Origin of the sequence: Pseudomonas sp. PDM32 (assembly GCF_019219225.1) — a bacterium.
Lineage (GTDB): Bacteria > Pseudomonadota > Gammaproteobacteria > Pseudomonadales > Pseudomonadaceae > Aquipseudomonas > Aquipseudomonas laurylsulfatiphila.
This window is the reverse complement of sequence record NZ_JAHUWE010000006.1, coordinates 88567-103882: the sequence shown is the minus strand read 5'-3', so window position 1 is coordinate 103882 and position 15316 is coordinate 88567. Positions and strand designations below refer to the sequence as shown.

General features: G+C 61.6%; 16 protein-coding genes. 9 read left to right on the top strand and 7 right to left on the bottom strand.

Translation table 11 applies throughout. From position 1 onward, the window contains the following. Positions 1 to 65: 65 nt before the first annotated feature. The 4 genes from rlmD to KW846_RS13015 all read right to left on the bottom strand — a co-directional run bounded on the left by rlmD (position 66) and on the right by KW846_RS13015 (position 4676). Positions 66 to 1418: a 23S rRNA (uracil(1939)-C(5))-methyltransferase RlmD gene (rlmD, locus tag KW846_RS13030; protein WP_218482624.1), complete on the bottom strand. Its 1353-nt coding sequence runs from the start codon at positions 1416 to 1418 to the stop codon at positions 66 to 68. Further along, complete coding sequence (gene cysM / locus KW846_RS13025; protein ID WP_015096444.1) at positions 1418 to 2320, bottom strand: cysteine synthase CysM; 903 nt, start codon at positions 2318 to 2320, stop codon at positions 1418 to 1420. The genes rlmD and cysM overlap by 1 nt, the downstream gene beginning before the upstream one ends. A 225-nt stretch (positions 2321 to 2545) precedes the next feature. Beyond that, positions 2546 to 3967, bottom strand: coding sequence for a sensor histidine kinase (locus KW846_RS13020; protein WP_218482623.1), 1422 nt, complete (start codon positions 3965 to 3967; stop codon positions 2546 to 2548). Then, a complete protein-coding gene (locus tag KW846_RS13015) occupies positions 3957 to 4676 on the bottom strand; it encodes a response regulator transcription factor (RefSeq protein WP_218482622.1) in 720 nt (239 codons plus the stop codon). The genes KW846_RS13020 and KW846_RS13015 overlap by 11 nt, the downstream gene beginning before the upstream one ends. Positions 4677 to 4891: 215 nt before the next feature. Between KW846_RS13015 and KW846_RS13010 the strand changes: the two genes are divergently transcribed. The 4 genes from KW846_RS13010 (at position 4892) to KW846_RS12995 (ending at position 9654) form a co-directional block, all read left to right on the top strand. Further along, complete coding sequence (locus tag KW846_RS13010; protein ID WP_218479533.1) at positions 4892 to 7645, top strand: response regulator; 2754 nt, start codon at positions 4892 to 4894, stop codon at positions 7643 to 7645. 100 nt (positions 7646 to 7745) lie between these two features. Further along, a complete protein-coding gene (locus KW846_RS13005; RefSeq protein ID WP_218482621.1) occupies positions 7746 to 8738 on the top strand; it encodes a 2-hydroxyacid dehydrogenase in 993 nt (330 codons plus the stop codon). A 77-nt stretch (positions 8739 to 8815) separates the two neighbouring features. Continuing rightward, positions 8816 to 9250, top strand: a complete 435-nt coding sequence (locus KW846_RS13000; protein WP_015096451.1) for a hypothetical protein — start codon at positions 8816 to 8818, stop codon at positions 9248 to 9250. After that, positions 9250 to 9654, top strand: coding sequence for an META domain-containing protein (locus KW846_RS12995; RefSeq protein WP_095963697.1), 405 nt, complete (start codon positions 9250 to 9252; stop codon positions 9652 to 9654). The genes KW846_RS13000 and KW846_RS12995 overlap by 1 nt, the downstream gene beginning before the upstream one ends. Before the next feature lie 213 nt (positions 9655 to 9867). Here the strand turns inward: KW846_RS12995 and KW846_RS12990 are convergent, their stop codons facing one another. Continuing rightward, complete coding sequence (locus KW846_RS12990; RefSeq protein WP_218482619.1) at positions 9868 to 10335, bottom strand: TlpA disulfide reductase family protein; 468 nt, start codon at positions 10333 to 10335, stop codon at positions 9868 to 9870. Positions 10336 to 10449: 114 nt separating this feature from the next. On the opposite strand from KW846_RS12990, the gene arsC reads away from it, so the two are divergent. The 3 genes from arsC to KW846_RS12975 are packed head-to-tail and all read left to right on the top strand — an operon-like array spanning position 10450 to position 11823. Continuing rightward, positions 10450 to 10803, top strand: a complete 354-nt coding sequence (arsC, locus tag KW846_RS12985; RefSeq protein ID WP_218482617.1) for an arsenate reductase (glutaredoxin) — start codon at positions 10450 to 10452, stop codon at positions 10801 to 10803. Continuing rightward, on the top strand, positions 10800 to 11396 hold the full coding sequence (gene wrbA / locus KW846_RS12980) for an NAD(P)H:quinone oxidoreductase (protein ID WP_015096455.1): 597 nt from the start codon (positions 10800 to 10802) through the stop codon (positions 11394 to 11396). Before arsC ends, wrbA begins: the two co-directional genes overlap by 4 nt. A gap of 1 nt (position 11397) precedes the next feature. Beyond that, complete coding sequence (locus tag KW846_RS12975) at positions 11398 to 11823, top strand: DUF2069 domain-containing protein (RefSeq protein ID WP_218482615.1); 426 nt, start codon at positions 11398 to 11400, stop codon at positions 11821 to 11823. A gap of 96 nt (positions 11824 to 11919) precedes the next feature. On the opposite strand, the gene KW846_RS12970 is transcribed toward KW846_RS12975, so the two are convergent. Both KW846_RS12970 and ttcA read right to left on the bottom strand, forming a co-directional pair. Continuing rightward, complete coding sequence (locus KW846_RS12970) at positions 11920 to 12594, bottom strand: DNA-3-methyladenine glycosylase I (RefSeq protein ID WP_218482613.1); 675 nt, start codon at positions 12592 to 12594, stop codon at positions 11920 to 11922. A 193-nt stretch (positions 12595 to 12787) separates the two neighbouring features. Next, positions 12788 to 13612: a tRNA 2-thiocytidine(32) synthetase TtcA gene (gene ttcA, locus KW846_RS12965; protein ID WP_015096458.1), complete on the bottom strand. Its 825-nt coding sequence runs from the start codon at positions 13610 to 13612 to the stop codon at positions 12788 to 12790. Positions 13613 to 13956: 344 nt separating this feature from the next. On the opposite strand from ttcA, the gene KW846_RS12960 reads away from it, so the two are divergent. Together KW846_RS12960 and KW846_RS12955 are read left to right on the top strand one after the other, a co-directional pair. Next, the gene (locus KW846_RS12960; RefSeq protein WP_015096459.1) at positions 13957 to 14559 is read left to right on the top strand and encodes a Yip1 family protein; all 603 of its coding nucleotides are present in this window, start codon (positions 13957 to 13959) and stop codon (positions 14557 to 14559) included. Positions 14560 to 14716: 157 nt separating this feature from the next. After that, complete coding sequence (locus KW846_RS12955; RefSeq protein WP_007980095.1) at positions 14717 to 15211, top strand: SprT family zinc-dependent metalloprotease; 495 nt, start codon at positions 14717 to 14719, stop codon at positions 15209 to 15211. Positions 15212 to 15316 lie beyond the last annotated feature (105 nt).

The window sequence follows — 15316 nt, the reverse complement described above, 5'->3', positions numbered from 1 at the left end:
CGGTGCGCCCACGTCGGGCTCGGTGCGCGGCTGCACGGGCGGGCCAGTCGGACCAGACGAGCATCCTAGCTCGCTTCAAATAACGCCATGGCCTCGACATGTGCCGTTTGAGGAAACATATCGAGAATCCCGGCACGTTTTAACCGGTAGCCCTGCTTGATCAATTCGACCGTGTCGCGCGCCAGCGTTGCCGGGTTGCATGACACATACACCAATCGCTCGGCGCCCAGGGTCTTGAGCTTGCGCACAACCTCGAAAGCGCCGTCACGCGGTGGGTCCAAGAGTACCGCACAAAAGCCTTCGGCGGCCCATTCGGCGTCCGTCAAAGGCTGGGATAAATCGGCCTGAAAAAACTTCGCGTTATGCAGATTATTGCTAGCGGCATTCGCCGCCGCCCGGTCGACCATCACCTGCACACCTTCCACGGCCACCACTTCGCGAGCAACCTTGGCCAGCGGCAAGGCAAAGTTGCCCAGGCCGCAGAACAGATCGAGTACGCGCTCATCCGCCGTCGGCTTCAACCAGTCCAGCGCCTGGGCGACCATCGCTTCGTTGACGCCGGCGTTGACCTGGATGAAATCCCCAGGTCGGTAAGCCAGTTCCAGATTCCACTGTTCAAGACGATAGCCCAACGACTGGTCAGCCTCGACCGGTTGCGGTTCACCGTCGCCATGCACCCACAACTGGGCCTCATGGAACGCGCAGAAATCCTTGAGGATGGTCATGTCACTTGCAGACAACGGCGCCATGTGCCGCAGCAAAACCGCCAGCGTCGAACCGCTGAACAACTCCACGTGCCCCAGTGCCTGAGGTTTGCTCAAGCGCCGCAGCATTTCCGGCAAGCGGGTCATGATCGGTTGCAAGGGCTGTACCAGCACCGGGCAGTCATCGATGCCAACGATGTCCTGGCTGCCGGCGGCACGGAAACCGACTTCGAGTTTTTTCGCCTTCATGTCCCAGCGCACCGCCACGCGGGCGCGACGCCGGTAGGCGAACTCCGCGCCGCTCAAAGGCGGCGCCCACTCTTCGGGTTCGACGCCCGCGACCTTCGACAACTGCTCGGCGAGCATGCGCTGTTTCAGGGCAAGCTGTTCGTTATGAGGCAGATGCTGCACGCTGCAACCGCCGCAACGGCCGGCATGGGCGCACGGTGCGGGGCGGCGCAATTCGCTGGCCTTGAACACCCGTTCGGTGCGCGCCTCGACCACTTTGCCGTGGGCGCCGAGCACACGCGCTTCAATCTCTTCGCCGACCAATGCGCCGATGACGAACCAGGTGCGACCTTCGAAAAACGCGATGCCGCGACCGTCATTGGCCAGGCGCTCGATGGTCAGGCGCTGCTTTTTGCCGGTCGGGATTTGCGGGGCCTTGCTGCCACCGGTGGGCTGGAAGCGCAGGCCTCTTTCATGCTTGGCCATCAGTTGGGCGCGTCGAAAATGCCGGTCGACAGGTAACGGTCGCCACGGTCGCAGATGATCGCGACGATCACCGCGTTTTCAACTTCTTTGGACAGGCGCAGCATTGCCGCCACGGCACCGCCCGAGGACACGCCACAGAAAATGCCTTCTTCGCGGGCCAGTCGACGGGTCACGTCTTCGGCTTCGCTTTGGGCCATGTCGACGATCCGGTCCACGCGGTCAGCCTGGTAGATCTTCGGCAGGTATTCCTGGGGCCAGCGGCGAATGCCCGGGATCGCCGAGCCTTCCATCGGTTGCAGGCCGATGATCTGCACGTTGTCGTTCTGCTCTTTCAAGTAGCGCGACACGCCCATGATGGTCCCGGTGGTGCCCATGGAACTGACGAAATGGGTGATGGTGCCCTCGGTCTGGCGCCAGATTTCCGGGCCGGTCGTGGTGTAGTGCGCCTCGGGATTGTCACCGTTGGCGAACTGATCCAGAACCTTGCCGCGGCCTTCGGCTTCCATCTTCTGCGCGAGGTCACGGGCGCCTTCCATGCCCTGTTCCTGGCTGACCAGGATCAGCTCGGCGCCATAGGCGGTCATGGCCGCCTTGCGTTCGGCGCTGGAGTTGTCCGGCATGATCAGGATCATCTTGTAACCCTTGATCGCGGCGGCCATGGCCAGGGCGATCCCGGTGTTGCCCGAGGTCGCTTCGATCAGCGTATCGCCGGCATGGATCTGCCCGCGCAGTTCGGCGCGGGTGATCATCGACAGCGCCGGACGGTCCTTGACCGAACCCGCCGGGTTGTTCCCTTCGAGCTTGAGCAAAAGGGTATTGCTGGTGGCGCCGGGCAGGCGCTGCAAACGGACCAGCGGAGTGTTGCCGACGCAATCGGCGATGGTTGGGTACTGCAAGGTCATGGCGTATTCGCAATCCAGACTGCGGGGGCGCCTATCATACCGGCAAACCTCGGAAGGCCATATCACGCAAAGTGTGGTGCTTATGGTTTATGGGAATAAGCGGCAAGCTTTGAGCTGCAAGCGGCAAGTGGCGGTGCCACTCGGAGCATGAAACCAGGGGTTATTGTGGTGGGAGTGAGGGCCTCTTCGCGAGCAGGCTCGCTCCCACAGGTATCGGGGGGGTGATCACAATTTTTGTGGTGGAAACACAGTCAATGTGGGAGCGAGCCTGCTCGCGATGACGTCGTCACGGGTATCGCCATCATCCGCCAGAAGACGCATGTTCAAGCGCAGCCCGGCTCGCGCGTTCTGCGCCCAAAGCTGTCCGCCCTGACGCTGCACTGCATTACGAGCGATGCTCAAGCCCAGGCCGAATCCACCATTGCCTGGTCGCGAACCGTCGAGTCGGGTAAACGGCAGGAAGATCCGCTCCAGATCTGCTTCCGCCACCCCGCCGCCCTGATCCTCCAGCCAGAGAAGCCAGTAGTTACCATCACGCTGCCCCCCCAATACGACAGTGCCACCGCTGGGCGAATGCCGAATCGCATTGCGCAGAATGTTTTCCAGGGCCTGGGCCAGGGTGTTGAGATGACCGCGCACCCAGCAGGATGCATCCACCGTGCATTGCAGCCGAGTATCAGGCCAACCGCTTTCATAGCAGGCATTCTCCGTGAGCATCTCCCACAGCGCCTGGATCTGGATCGCTTCGTCGGGCAAGCGGGTGCGCTCGGTGTCCAGCCAGGCCAACTGCAGCGTGTCCTCCACCAGGCGCTGCATGCCATCGACCTCCCGGCCGATGCGTTCGCGCAATAGCTCCAGCCCCTGCTCACTTTCACTGGCCACCCGCAAGCGGCTCAAAGGCGTGCGCAATTCGTGGGACAGGTCGCGCAGCAGTTGCTGCTGCAAGGCCACGGTACTTTGCAGGCGTTCAGACATGTGATCGAACGCCCTGCCCAACTCGCCCAGTTCATCCGAACGAATGGTGGTCCGGCTCGAAAGCCGTACGTTCAGTTGATCGGCACGCCAGGCATTGGCCTGCTCACGCAAGTGGTTGAGTGGCACCACCAGCAAACGGTAGAGCCCGACGCACAGCAGCAAAGTGAACAGCCCCGGAATCACGCCGTTGGTGATCACCCGCCAGAACACCCGGTATTGCCCAGGCAGAAAGCGTTCGGGCAACTCGATCACCAGGCTGCCGGCGGACGAGTCACCGGGAAACGGTATGCGCATCCATGGCCGGCCTTTCTTGTGGATGGGCCAATCGAGGCCGCGTAAAAAAGTCAGGCGTTCGACTTCCTTGTCCGTCAGCGACTGATTGCTCAAGGACTGCAAATCACCGTCGATGACACCGACCCAACCTTTTTCCCGCTGATGCATGCTCTGCAGCCAGTCATCGACACCGGCGCTCTGGCGCTGCTGCCATGCCTGCTCGGCCTCGGCAGCGTAGCGCGTCAGGGTGCCGCGGGCCTCATCGGAGAGGAACTGGTTGCGCTGTTCCATGTAACGGCCCCAGGACCAACTCAACCAGATCATCAGCAGACAGAATGCGACCAATAGGCAAGCAAGCTTCCAGAACAGCGAATGCCTGCCCGGCAAGTTACATTTCATCGGCGGCGCTCAGGATGTAACCCTTGCCCCAGACCGTGCGCACTTCGCGCTCGGTGTAGCCAATGGCCTTGAGCTTGCGGCGGATCTGGCTGATGTGCATGTCCAGGCTGCGGTCATGGGCCGCGTAACCCCGCTGCAGCACCTGCTGATAAAGGAAGGCTTTGCTCAAGACTTCGTCGGCGCTGCGGTGCAGTGTCTCCAGCAATCGATACTCGCTGCGGGTCAGGCCGCCGGCCCGTTCGCCATAAAACACCTCGAAGCTGTCATCGTCGAAACGCAGGCTGTCCATCGAAGGGGCTGGCACTGCGGGAACGGGACGGCGGTCGAGGGCCACCCGCCGCAGGATGGCTTCGATGCGCACCCGCAATTCCATCATGCTGAAAGGCTTTGGCAGGTAATCGTCGGCCCCCAGGCGAAAGCCGCTGATGCGGTCGGCCTCGGCACCGAGGGCCGACATCAGCAACACCGGGGTGGAATGGCTCTGGCGCAATTGGGTCAGCACCGCCAGACCGTCCAGGCCCGGCAGCAGAATATCCATCAGCACCACGTCGAAAGGTTGCCGTCGGGCCATGTCCAGGCCTTCCTGGCCGTTCTGGCACCAGGTCACCTGGAAGCCACTGCGGTCCAGATGCTCATGCACGTAGGCGCCCAGCACGAGGTCGTCTTCAATGGACAGGATTCGGGGGAGGCTGGCAGTGATGGGAGTCATGACTATCTGCAAACAATTCTCAGTTCAACGATTATTCAAGATTGCCTCGCCAGGGGCAACCCATCGCTTGGCTGTAGCACCAATGAACTGAGCAGGCCGACGAATGGCAGCACCATTTTTACGAAGATTGCCCGCGAGCAAATCGCTACACTGCGCAAGTGCTGCATGACGGATATATGTGCAGGTCTATGAATAGCGGGATGCAGGAGAGATGCGTGCTCAAGAAACTGGGAATCAAAGGCCGCGTGCTGTTGCTGACCCTGTTGCCAACCAGCCTGATGGCGTTGGTGCTGGGGGGATATTTTACCTGGATGCAACAGGCTGACCTGCAAACCCAACTCATGCAGCGCGGCGAAATGATCGCCGAGCAGTTGGCCCCCCTGGCGGCGCCAGCCATGGGCCATCAGGACAACGAACTGCTCGAACGCATTGCCACCCAGGCCCTGGAACAAACCGACGTACGGGCCGTGACCTTCCTGTCTCCCGACCGCACGCTGCTGGCCCACGCCGGCCCGACCATGCTCAACCAGACGCCTTCCGGCAGCGGCACGCAGATGCTGCGCCGCAGTGGCAACGATGCGACCCGCTATTTGCTGCCGGTGTTCGGCAAACACCGCAACCTGGCCGGGGACGTGATTCCCGAAGAAGCCGACCGCCTGCTGGGCTGGGTCGAACTGGAGCTGTCCCATAACAGCATGCTGCTGCGCGGTTATCGCAGCCTGTTCGCCAGCCTGATGCTGATCGCAGCCGGACTGATCGGTGCGGCACTGCTGGCCCTGCGCATGGGTCGCACGATCAACCGGCCACTGAGCCAGATCAAGCAGGCCGTGGCCCAACTCAAGGACGGCCATCTGGAAACCCGCTTGCCGCCCCTTGGCAGCCAGGAGCTGGACGAACTGGCCTCCGGCATCAATCGCATGGCCGGCACCCTGCAAAATGCCCAGGAAGAATTGCAGCACAGCATCGACCAGGCCACCGAAGACGTACGCCAGAACCTGGAAACCATCGAGATCCAGAACATCGAGCTGGACCTGGCGCGCAAGGAGGCCCTGGAAGCAAGCCGGATCAAGTCCGAGTTCCTGGCCAACATGAGCCATGAAATCCGCACGCCGCTCAACGGCATTCTCGGCTTCACCCACCTGTTGCAAAAAAGCGAGCTCACCCCACGCCAGCTCGACTACCTGGGCACCATCGAAAAGTCCGCCGACAGCCTGCTGGGCATCATCAACGAGATTCTCGACTTCTCGAAAATCGAGGCCGGCAAGCTGGTGCTCGACCATATTCCGTTCAACCTGCGCGACCTGCTGCAGGACACCCTGACCATCCTCGCCCCCGCCGCCCACGCCAAGCAGCTGGAACTGGTGAGCCTGGTGTACCGGGACACGCCGCTGTCCCTGGTCGGCGACCCGCTGCGGCTCAAGCAGATCCTGACGAACCTGGTGAGCAACGCAATCAAGTTCACTCGCGAAGGCACCATCGTCGCCCGCGCCATGCTCGAAGAAGAGCACGAAGACACCGTGCAACTGCGCATCAGCATCCAGGACACCGGCATCGGTCTGTCCAACCAGGACGTGCGCGCCCTGTTCCAGGCCTTCAGCCAGGCCGACAACTCGCTGTCGCGGCAACCCGGCGGCACGGGCCTGGGCCTGGTGATTTCCAAGCGCCTGATCGAACAGATGGGCGGCGAGATCGGCGTCGACAGCACACCCGGGGAAGGCTCGGAATTCTGGATCAGCCTGAGCCTGCCGAAAGCCCGCGACGATGCCGAAGACCTGCCCGCCGCGCCCTTGCTCGGGCGTCGGGTGGCGGTCCTGGAAAACCACGAACTGGCCCGACAGGCCTTGCAGCATCAACTGGAAGACTGCGGCCTGAGTACCACGCCGTTCAATACCCTGGAAAGCCTGACCAATGGCGTCACCGCCGCCCACCAGACCGATCAGGCGATCGACCTCGCCGTGCTCGGCATCACCAGCAACGACATGCCGCCGGAACGCCTCAACCAGTACATCTGGGACCTCGAACACCTTGGCTGCAAAGTGCTGGTGCTGTGCCCGACCACGGAACAGACGCTGTTCCACCTTTCCGTGCCTAACCCCCACAGCCAGCTCCAGGCGAAACCGGCCTGTACCCGCAAGCTGCGACGCTCCCTGTCTGACCTGGTCAGCCCGCGCCCGATGCGCAGCGAGCCGGGCGAACCGGTGTCCAGCCGTGCACCGAAGGTGCTGTGCGTCGATGACAACCCGGCCAACCTGATGTTGGTGCAGACCCTGCTCGAAGACATGGGCGCCAAGGTGCTCGCGGTGGAAAGCGGTTATGCCGCGGTCAAGGCGGTACAGAACGAGACATTCGATCTGGTATTGATGGACGTGCAGATGCCCGGCATGGATGGCCGCCAGAGCACCGAGGCGATTCGCCAGTGGGAAAGCGAGCGGCATTGCACGCCGTTGCCGATCGTGGCCCTCACCGCCCACGCCATGGCCAACGAAAAACGCGCACTGCTGCAAAGCGGCATGGACGACTACCTGACCAAACCGATCAGCGAACGACAATTGGCCCAGGTGGTGCTGAAGTGGAGCGGCCTGGCACTGCGCAATCACAGCCCGGAGCGCTCCGGCGATGGGCACGGTGGCGCCCATGACTTGTTGGTGCTCGACCACGAGGAAGGTTTGCGCCTGGCCGCCGGCAAGGCTGATCTGGCCGCAGACATGCTGGCGATGCTGTTGGCATCCCTGGAGGCTGACCGCGAAGCCATCCGTCTGGCTCAGCAGAGCAATGACCACAACGCCTTGATCGAACGGGTCCATCGCCTGCATGGCGCGACACGCTACTGCGGCGTACCGCAATTGCGTGCGGCCTGCCAACGCAGCGAAACCCTGCTCAAGCAACAGGATCCGAAAGCCAGCGTGGCACTGGACGAGCTCGACCGGGCGATCAATCGCCTGGCAGCCCACGCGCGAATGAACGCTTGATGCAGCGCAATCGCGGGAATCAAATATCAGCGTAAGCTCACCACCTGCTCTGTGGGAGCTGGCTTGCCAGCGCTTACAGGAACGAGGCAAAGAGGACATCATGCGCACGATTCTTTTCAGCAGCCAGAACTACGACATCGACAGCTTTCTCGCGGCCGGCCGACCGGCCGGCATCGAGCTGCAATTTCAGCCTGCGCGCCTGAGCCTCGACACGGTCGCGCTCGCCCAAGGGTATGAAGCGGTCTGCGCGTTCATCAATGATGACCTCGGCGCGGCAGTACTCGAGCGCCTGGCCGCTGGAGGCACCCGCCTGATCGCCCTGCGCTCGGCGGGTTACAACCACGTCGACTTGCCAACGGCAAAACGCCTGGAACTGACCATAGTACGCGTCCCCGCCTATTCGCCCCACGCCGTGGCCGAACACGCGGTGGCGCTGATCCTCGCACTCAACCGCCGCTTGCCCCGCGCCTACAACCGCACCCGCGATGGGGATTTCAGGCTGCAAGGGCTGACCGGTTTCGACCTGGTGGGCAAGACGGTCGGCGTGGTCGGCACCGGGCAGATCGGCGCCACCTTCGCCAAAATCATGAACGGTTTTGGCTGCCGGTTACTGGCCTATGACCCCTACCCCAACCCGCAGGTCGAAGCCTTGGGCGCGCGCTACCTGAGCCTGCCGCAACTACTGGCCGAATCGCAGATCATCAGCCTGCACTGCCCGCTCAACGAACAGAGCAAGCACTTGATCAACCGTGAATCACTGGCGCACATGCAGCCGGGTGCGATGCTGATCAATACCGGACGTGGCGGTCTGGTGGACACCCCGGCGCTGATCGACGCGTTGAAAGACGGTCGCCTCGGCTATCTGGGGCTGGACGTATATGAGGAGGAGGCACAACTGTTCTTCGAGGACCGCTCCGACCTGCCGCTGCAAGACGATGTGCTGGCCAGGTTGCTGACCTTTCCTAACGTGATCGTCACCGCGCACCAGGCCTTTCTGACCCACGAAGCGCTGGACGCGATTGCCGCCACCACGTTGCGCAACATCGCCGCCTGGGTGGCGGGCAAACCGGAAAACCTGGTCACGGGCGACTGAAACGGATCGAAGGTCATCGGCCTGCGCGATGCAGCATGCAAGCCCGTGCTAGCATATCGCGCATATTTGGAGGACCCATGGTCGAACACGATTTCCGCTACAGCCTGATGAACCCGCAACACACCCTCACCGAATGCCGCGCCCTGGTGCCGGGGCGCTATCAGGTCACCGGCAACGGTGGCTCGATTCGCAACAACGACGTGCTGGTCGTGACCCTCAAGGGCGCCAAGGACTTGTCCATGCGCCTGACCGTCGAAACGGTTCGCCACCTGATCAATCCGCCCGGCCAATGGGTCGCGGTGGCCAGCGGTCCGGTGTTCGGCGAACTGGCGATCCATACCTGGCAAGTGAACTGCGACAGCTGCGCCAAAGCGCTGAGCTTCGAGTTCGCCGTCGACGCCAAACTGGGCAACAAGGCGGAAAAACCTGCCGCCACCGCAAGAATTGCCGAGCTGGGCTGGACTACCGTCGGCGAGAAACACCTGTGCCCGAAATGCCAGGAGCCTGCGTGATGAAACGCCTCGCCCTGAGCGCGATGGCCGGTGCCAGCCTGCTGGGCTGCGCCGCCGAGCCGGTGCAGCTTGAACACAATCGCAGCTACATCCTGGAGTGGATCGGCGAGCGGCCGCTGATGGACTACAGCCACCTGACCATCACGCTCGGTGAAGATGGCCGGGCCTACGGCAATGGCGGCTGCAACCACTGGTTCGCGCCGTACACCCTGGAGGGCGACAAACTGACCTTCGGCAAAATCGGCAGCACCCGCAAACTGTGCGCGCCGGCGCTGATGGAGCAGGAAAAACGTTTCCTGCAGGCCCTGGAAAACGTCCAGCGCTGGGACGTCTCCCCGATCGAGCAGATCCGCTTCTGGCCAGCCGAAGGCAAGCCGCTGCGTTGGTGGCTTGAGGAAGGTTGACCGCCCCGTTCCAATCCAGGTGATACCTGTGGTGAGGGGCTTGTTGTGGCGAGGGGGCTTGCCCCCGCTGGGCTGCGAAGCAGCCCTAAACTCAGCCACCGCGCTTAATCAGATTCACCGTGTACACAGGTTTACGACTGCTACGCAGTCGAACGGGGGCAAGCCCCCTCGCCACAAAAAGCCCGCTCGCCAGCGGTAAATACAATCCTCTGATCAATTCTTCGCCTGCAACGCCTCAAGCTTCGCCATCACCCCCGCCGCCGTCTGTTCACCCATCAACTGCTCACGCACCTTGCCCTTATCATCGATGATGTACGTCACCGGCAATGCCTCGCTGCGTGGCAATTCGAACAATTCGGCAGGGTCCTGGGCCAACACCGTGAACTTGATCCCCAGTTTCTCGCTCGCGTCCTTCAGTTCCTGACCCTGGACGTTATCGAAGTTAACCCCGAACACACCGATTTTCTTGCCCTTGAGTTGCTCGGCCAGGGTGTTCAACTCCGGGATTTCGGTACGGCAGGGTCCGCACCATTCTGCCCAGTAGTTGAGTACCAGCCATTTGCCGTCCAGTCGGTCGGCGGCGATCTTGTGGCCGTCCTGGTCGATGCCATAGTCATTCCCGCAGCCCCCCAGCATCAACGCTCCGATGATCGCCAATGCTGCCGCCAGTCGCCTTGTCATGTCGTGTTCCTTGTCAAAAATAGAATGCGCCTGCGACCCATCGCCTCTCACGGTTCTGGATTGCGCGCCGCACAGTTAGAATAGCCGCCACCTTACGCAAGATGCGACCCGCTCATGACCGACCTGACGCTTTATCACAACCCGCGCTGCTCGAAATCCCGCGGTGCGCTCGAACTGCTTGAAGCCCGTGGCCTGGCCCCGACCGTGGTGCGTTACCTGGACACTCCGCTGGACGCCCCACAAATCCAGCGCCTGCTGGGCAAGCTGGGGATCAGCGCGCGGCAACTGCTGCGCACCGGCGAGGACGAGTACAAGACCCTCAATCTGGCCGACGGCAGCCTGAGCGAAGCGCACTTGATCGCCGCCATCGCCGCCCACCCGAAACTGATGGAGCGACCGATTCTCGAAGTCGGTGACAAGGCCGTCATCGGTCGCCCACCGGAGCAGATCCTGGAACTGTTGCCATGAGTGCACCTTACATTCTGGTTCTGTACTACAGCCGCAGCGGCTCGACCAACGAAATGGCCCGGCAGATAGCTCGAGGCGTCGAACAGGCCGGGCTAGAGGCCCGCCTGCGCACGGTGCCGGCGATTTCCACCGAGTGCGAAGCCGTTGCGCCGCAGATTCCCGACGAAGGCGCGCTGTATGCCAGCCTCGACGACCTGAAGAACTGCGCCGGCCTGGCACTCGGCAGCCCAACCCGCTTCGGCAATATGGCCGCGCCGCTCAAGTACTTCCTCGACGGCACCAGCAACCTGTGGCTGACCGGCGCCCTGGTGGGTAAACCGGCCGGTGTGTTCACCTCCACCGCGAGCCTGCACGGCGGCCAGGAGACGACCCTGCTGTCGATGATGCTGCCATTGCTGCACCACGGCATGCTGATCACCGGCCTGCCGTACAGCGAATCGGCACTCCTGGAAACCCAGGGCGGCGGTACGCCATACGGCGCCAGCCACCACGCCGGTGCCGACGGCAAAAGCGGCCTGGATAGCCATGAAGTGGCACTGTGCCGCGCGTTGGGCATGCGCCTGGCTAAGACTGCACAGAAACTGGAGAGCTGAAGTGGCCAGGAAGCCGAAGATTCTCCCCGCCATTGACTGGCTCGAGCCGCGGGTGCGGGCGATGCGTGTCATCAGCCTGCTGTGCTTTTTGGGGCTGGTGGGCCTGCTGTGCGTCTACTACCTGCTGATCGCCGACCTGCATGGCGCCCGGCCATGGGTGATTCTGCTGATCGAACTGGTGCCACTGCTGATACTGGCGCCGGGCATGATCGTCGGCAGTCCTCGCGGGCATTCATGGATGTGCTTTGTGGTGAACCTGTATTTCATCAAGGGCGCATTGGCCGCTTATGACCCGAACCGGCAAATCTTCGGTTTGCTGGAGATGGGCGCGAGCCTGGCGGTGTTTTGCTCGGCACTGTTGTATGTGCGCTGGCGTTATCAGTTGAACCGCAAGCTGGCTGGCGAGGGCGAGATTTCCGTCGTCTGACAGAAAAGATCGCAGCCTCCGGCAGCTCCTACAGGGGAATGTGTATAAACCTGTAGGAGCTGCCGAAGGCTGCGATCTTTTCAGCCGCCCAACCCCTCAATGATTGACGGTGTACGCCAGCATCATCGAAATCTGGCTCATCGGCCGCCCGCCACTTTCCGCATGCCACTGGTTGAACACATCCTGCACCAGCGCCAGGTCGCGCAGACTGCTCGGCACCTTGTCGATGATGTCTTGCGCATTCAGCGCCGCGACCACGTCGTAGCTCGGCACAAAGGTATCCTTGCCGATCATCCGCAGGAAGCGCGGGGCTGACAGACCACCCAACTGATGACCGCGTTTTTTCAGGAAGCTCCAGAGCCCGACGATATCGGTCACCGGCCAGTCGGCGATCAGCTCGCCGAAGCTGCCCTTTTCATGGGCCACGTCCAGTACGAACTGTGCATTGCGCGGCACACTCTTGAGCTTGCCCAGGTGCCGGATGATCCGCGTGTCCTGCATCAGCCGCTCAAGGTGCTCAGCACTCATCAGCACGACTTTTTCCGGGGCGAACCCGAAGAACACTTCTTCGAAGGCTGGCCACTTGGCGTCCACCAGACTGTGCTTGAGCCCGGCGCGGAATACCCGGAGCGCCATCATCGAAAGATAGCGATCGTCGCTGATCTTGCGCAATTGCGCCGGGGTTTTGGGAACGGGCAGATGGGCTTCCAGTTCAGCCGCCGAACCGAAGCGGTTCAGACAGTATTCATTGAGCCACTTGTAATCGCGCATGCCCTCTCCTGAGGATTGAAACGAAAACCAAATGTGGGAGCGGGCTTGTGGCGAGGGGGCTTGTCGGAACGCCGCACCGCCCCGTTGGGCTGCGAAGCGGCCCCAAGATCTCCGATGTACCAAAGATCTTGTGAGTGCTACGCACTCAAACGGGGGCAAGCCCCCTCGCCACAGGTCGCTCCCACAGTTTTAATCAGAGGTTGACCACGTTGACGAAGCGCGAAGCCGCGGACTCGTCGATCTTGAGGCTTGTGAAGTCAAACAGGTTGCGGTCCGCCAGTTGCGACGGGATCACGTTCTGCAGGCTGCGGAAAATGCTCTCGGTACGGCCCGGGGTCTTGCGTTCCCAGTCCTGCAGCATTTCCTTGACCACCTGACGCTGCAGGTTTTCCTGGGAACCACAGAGGTTGCACGGAATGATCGGGAATTGCTTGAAGTCCGAGTAGGCCTGGATGTCTTTTTCGTTGCAGTAAGCCAGCGGGCGGATCACCACGTTTCGACCATCGTCGGCGCGCAGCTTCGGCGGCATGGCCTTGAGCGAACCGTTGAAGAACATGTTCAGGAAGAACGTTTCGACGATGTCGTCGCGATGGTGACCCAGGGCCATCTTGGTCGCGCCAATTTCATCGGCGAAGGTGTAGAGCGTGCCGCGACGCAGGCGCGAGCACAGCGAGCACGTGGTCTTGCCTTCCGGAATCAGCTCCTTGACCACCGAATACGTGTCTTTCTCGACGATGTGGTATTCGATACCCAGCTCTTTCAGGTAGGCCGGCAGCACGTGCTCCGGGAAGCCCGGCTGCTTCTGGTCCATGTTCACGGCCACGATCTCGAACTTGATCGGCGCGACCTTCTGCAAGTGCATCAGCACATCGAGCATGGTGTAGCTGTCCTTGCCACCGGACAGACAGACCATGACCTTGTCGCCGTCTTCAATCATGTTGAAATCGGCAACCGCCTCACCGGCCTGTCGGCGAAGGCGCTTTTGCAGTTTGTTCTGGTTGACCGTGAGAGTGCCCATGACGCGAAATCCGTGAGGTGTGACGAAAGGCGGGCATTTTACGCAAAAAATCGACCCGTAGGAGCTGCCGAAGGCTGCGATCTTTTGATTTTGATCTTCGGTGGCGCTGAAATCACCAAAGATCAAAAGATCGCAGCCTTCGGCAGCCCGTACAGACGCAACCGCGATTAGCCCTAGTGTTTACAGCGCGATTTGCTCTAAAGCCCCTGCTCCACCCAGGGAAACTCCTCCCTATACTGCGACATAAGGTCGCTTACATATTTCAGACCTGTGACTTGCTTGGCCGCATTGGCCCGTAGGCGCTCCACTGGGGGGCGACGGTAAAGACAAGAGGAGTGACTGGCATGATCCATCACGTAGTGGGGCTCTTCACCCACCCTGACCAAGAATGGAAAGAAATCCGTGGCGACCAGGAGGAAAGCATCAGCCACATGTACCTGACCCATACGCTGATCCTGGCGGCCATCCCCGCCGTGTCTGCCTTCATTGGCACCACACAGGTCGGCTGGGTCATCGGCAATCGGCCTCCCGTGATGTTGACCGTAGAAAGCGCGATATGGATGACGGTCATGTCGTATCTGGCGATGCTCGGGGGTGTAGCGGTAATGGGCGCATTCATTCACTGGATGGCCCGCACCTATGACGCCAACCCAAGCCTGGCCCGCTGCATTGCGTTTGCAACCTACACCGCGACCCCCTTGTTCATCGGCGGCCTCGCGGCCTTGTACCCGCACCTGTGGCTGGGGATGATCGTCGGCACCGCAGCCATCTGCTACACGGTGTACTTGCTGTATGTGGGTTTACCGACGTTCATGAACATTCCATCTGACGAGGGCTTCCTGTTTTCAAGTTCGGTGCTCGCCGTAGGCCTGGTGGTGCTGGTCGCCATCATGGCGTTCACTGTGATTGTCTGGGGACTCGGCGTGGGGCCGGTCTACACCAACTAGCCGCTCATCACTGAAAATCAGAAATGCCGATAAAGGCCGCCGCGAGGCGGCCTTTTCATTCTTCAGCAACGAGAAAGCCCATGACCATTCGGCAACCTGGTGATTCGCAAGGCCCGAGGGTTGCGGCATACTCGACCGCTCTGGAGATCCATCAAGCATGCCCGAGCAACTCAATTCCCGCGTCGAAGACTGTTTCCAACTAGCCGAATCCTTTTTCAAACGACCTTTCAAACGCCCCGTGGTGAGCCTCAAGCTGCGCGGACAAAAAGCCGGTGTCGCGCATTTGCACGAGAACCTGCTGCGCTTCAACCCGCAGTTGTACCGGGAGAATACCGAGGATTTCCTCAAGCAGACCGTGGCCCATGAAGTCGCGCACCTGATCGCCCATCAGCTGTTCGGCGACCGCATCCAGCCCCATGGCGAAGAGTGGCAATTGATCATGCGCGGCGTGTACGAACTGCCGCCCAACCGCTGCCACACCTATGACGTCAAACGCCGCAGTGTGACCCGTTACATCTACAAATGCCCGTGCGCCGACAGCGACTTCCCGTTCTCGGCCCAGCGCCACAGCCTGGTGCGGCAAGGACGGCGGTATCTGTGCCGGCGGTGTCGCAACACCTTGGTGTTCAGTGGGGAGATGCGGGTCGAGTAGTTGGATTTTCGGTGTTTGTGCGGCCGCCATCGCGAGCAGGCTCGCTCCCACAGGGGATCGGCGGCGTGACACAAACCCAGTGTGGGAGCGAGCCTGCTCGCGAAG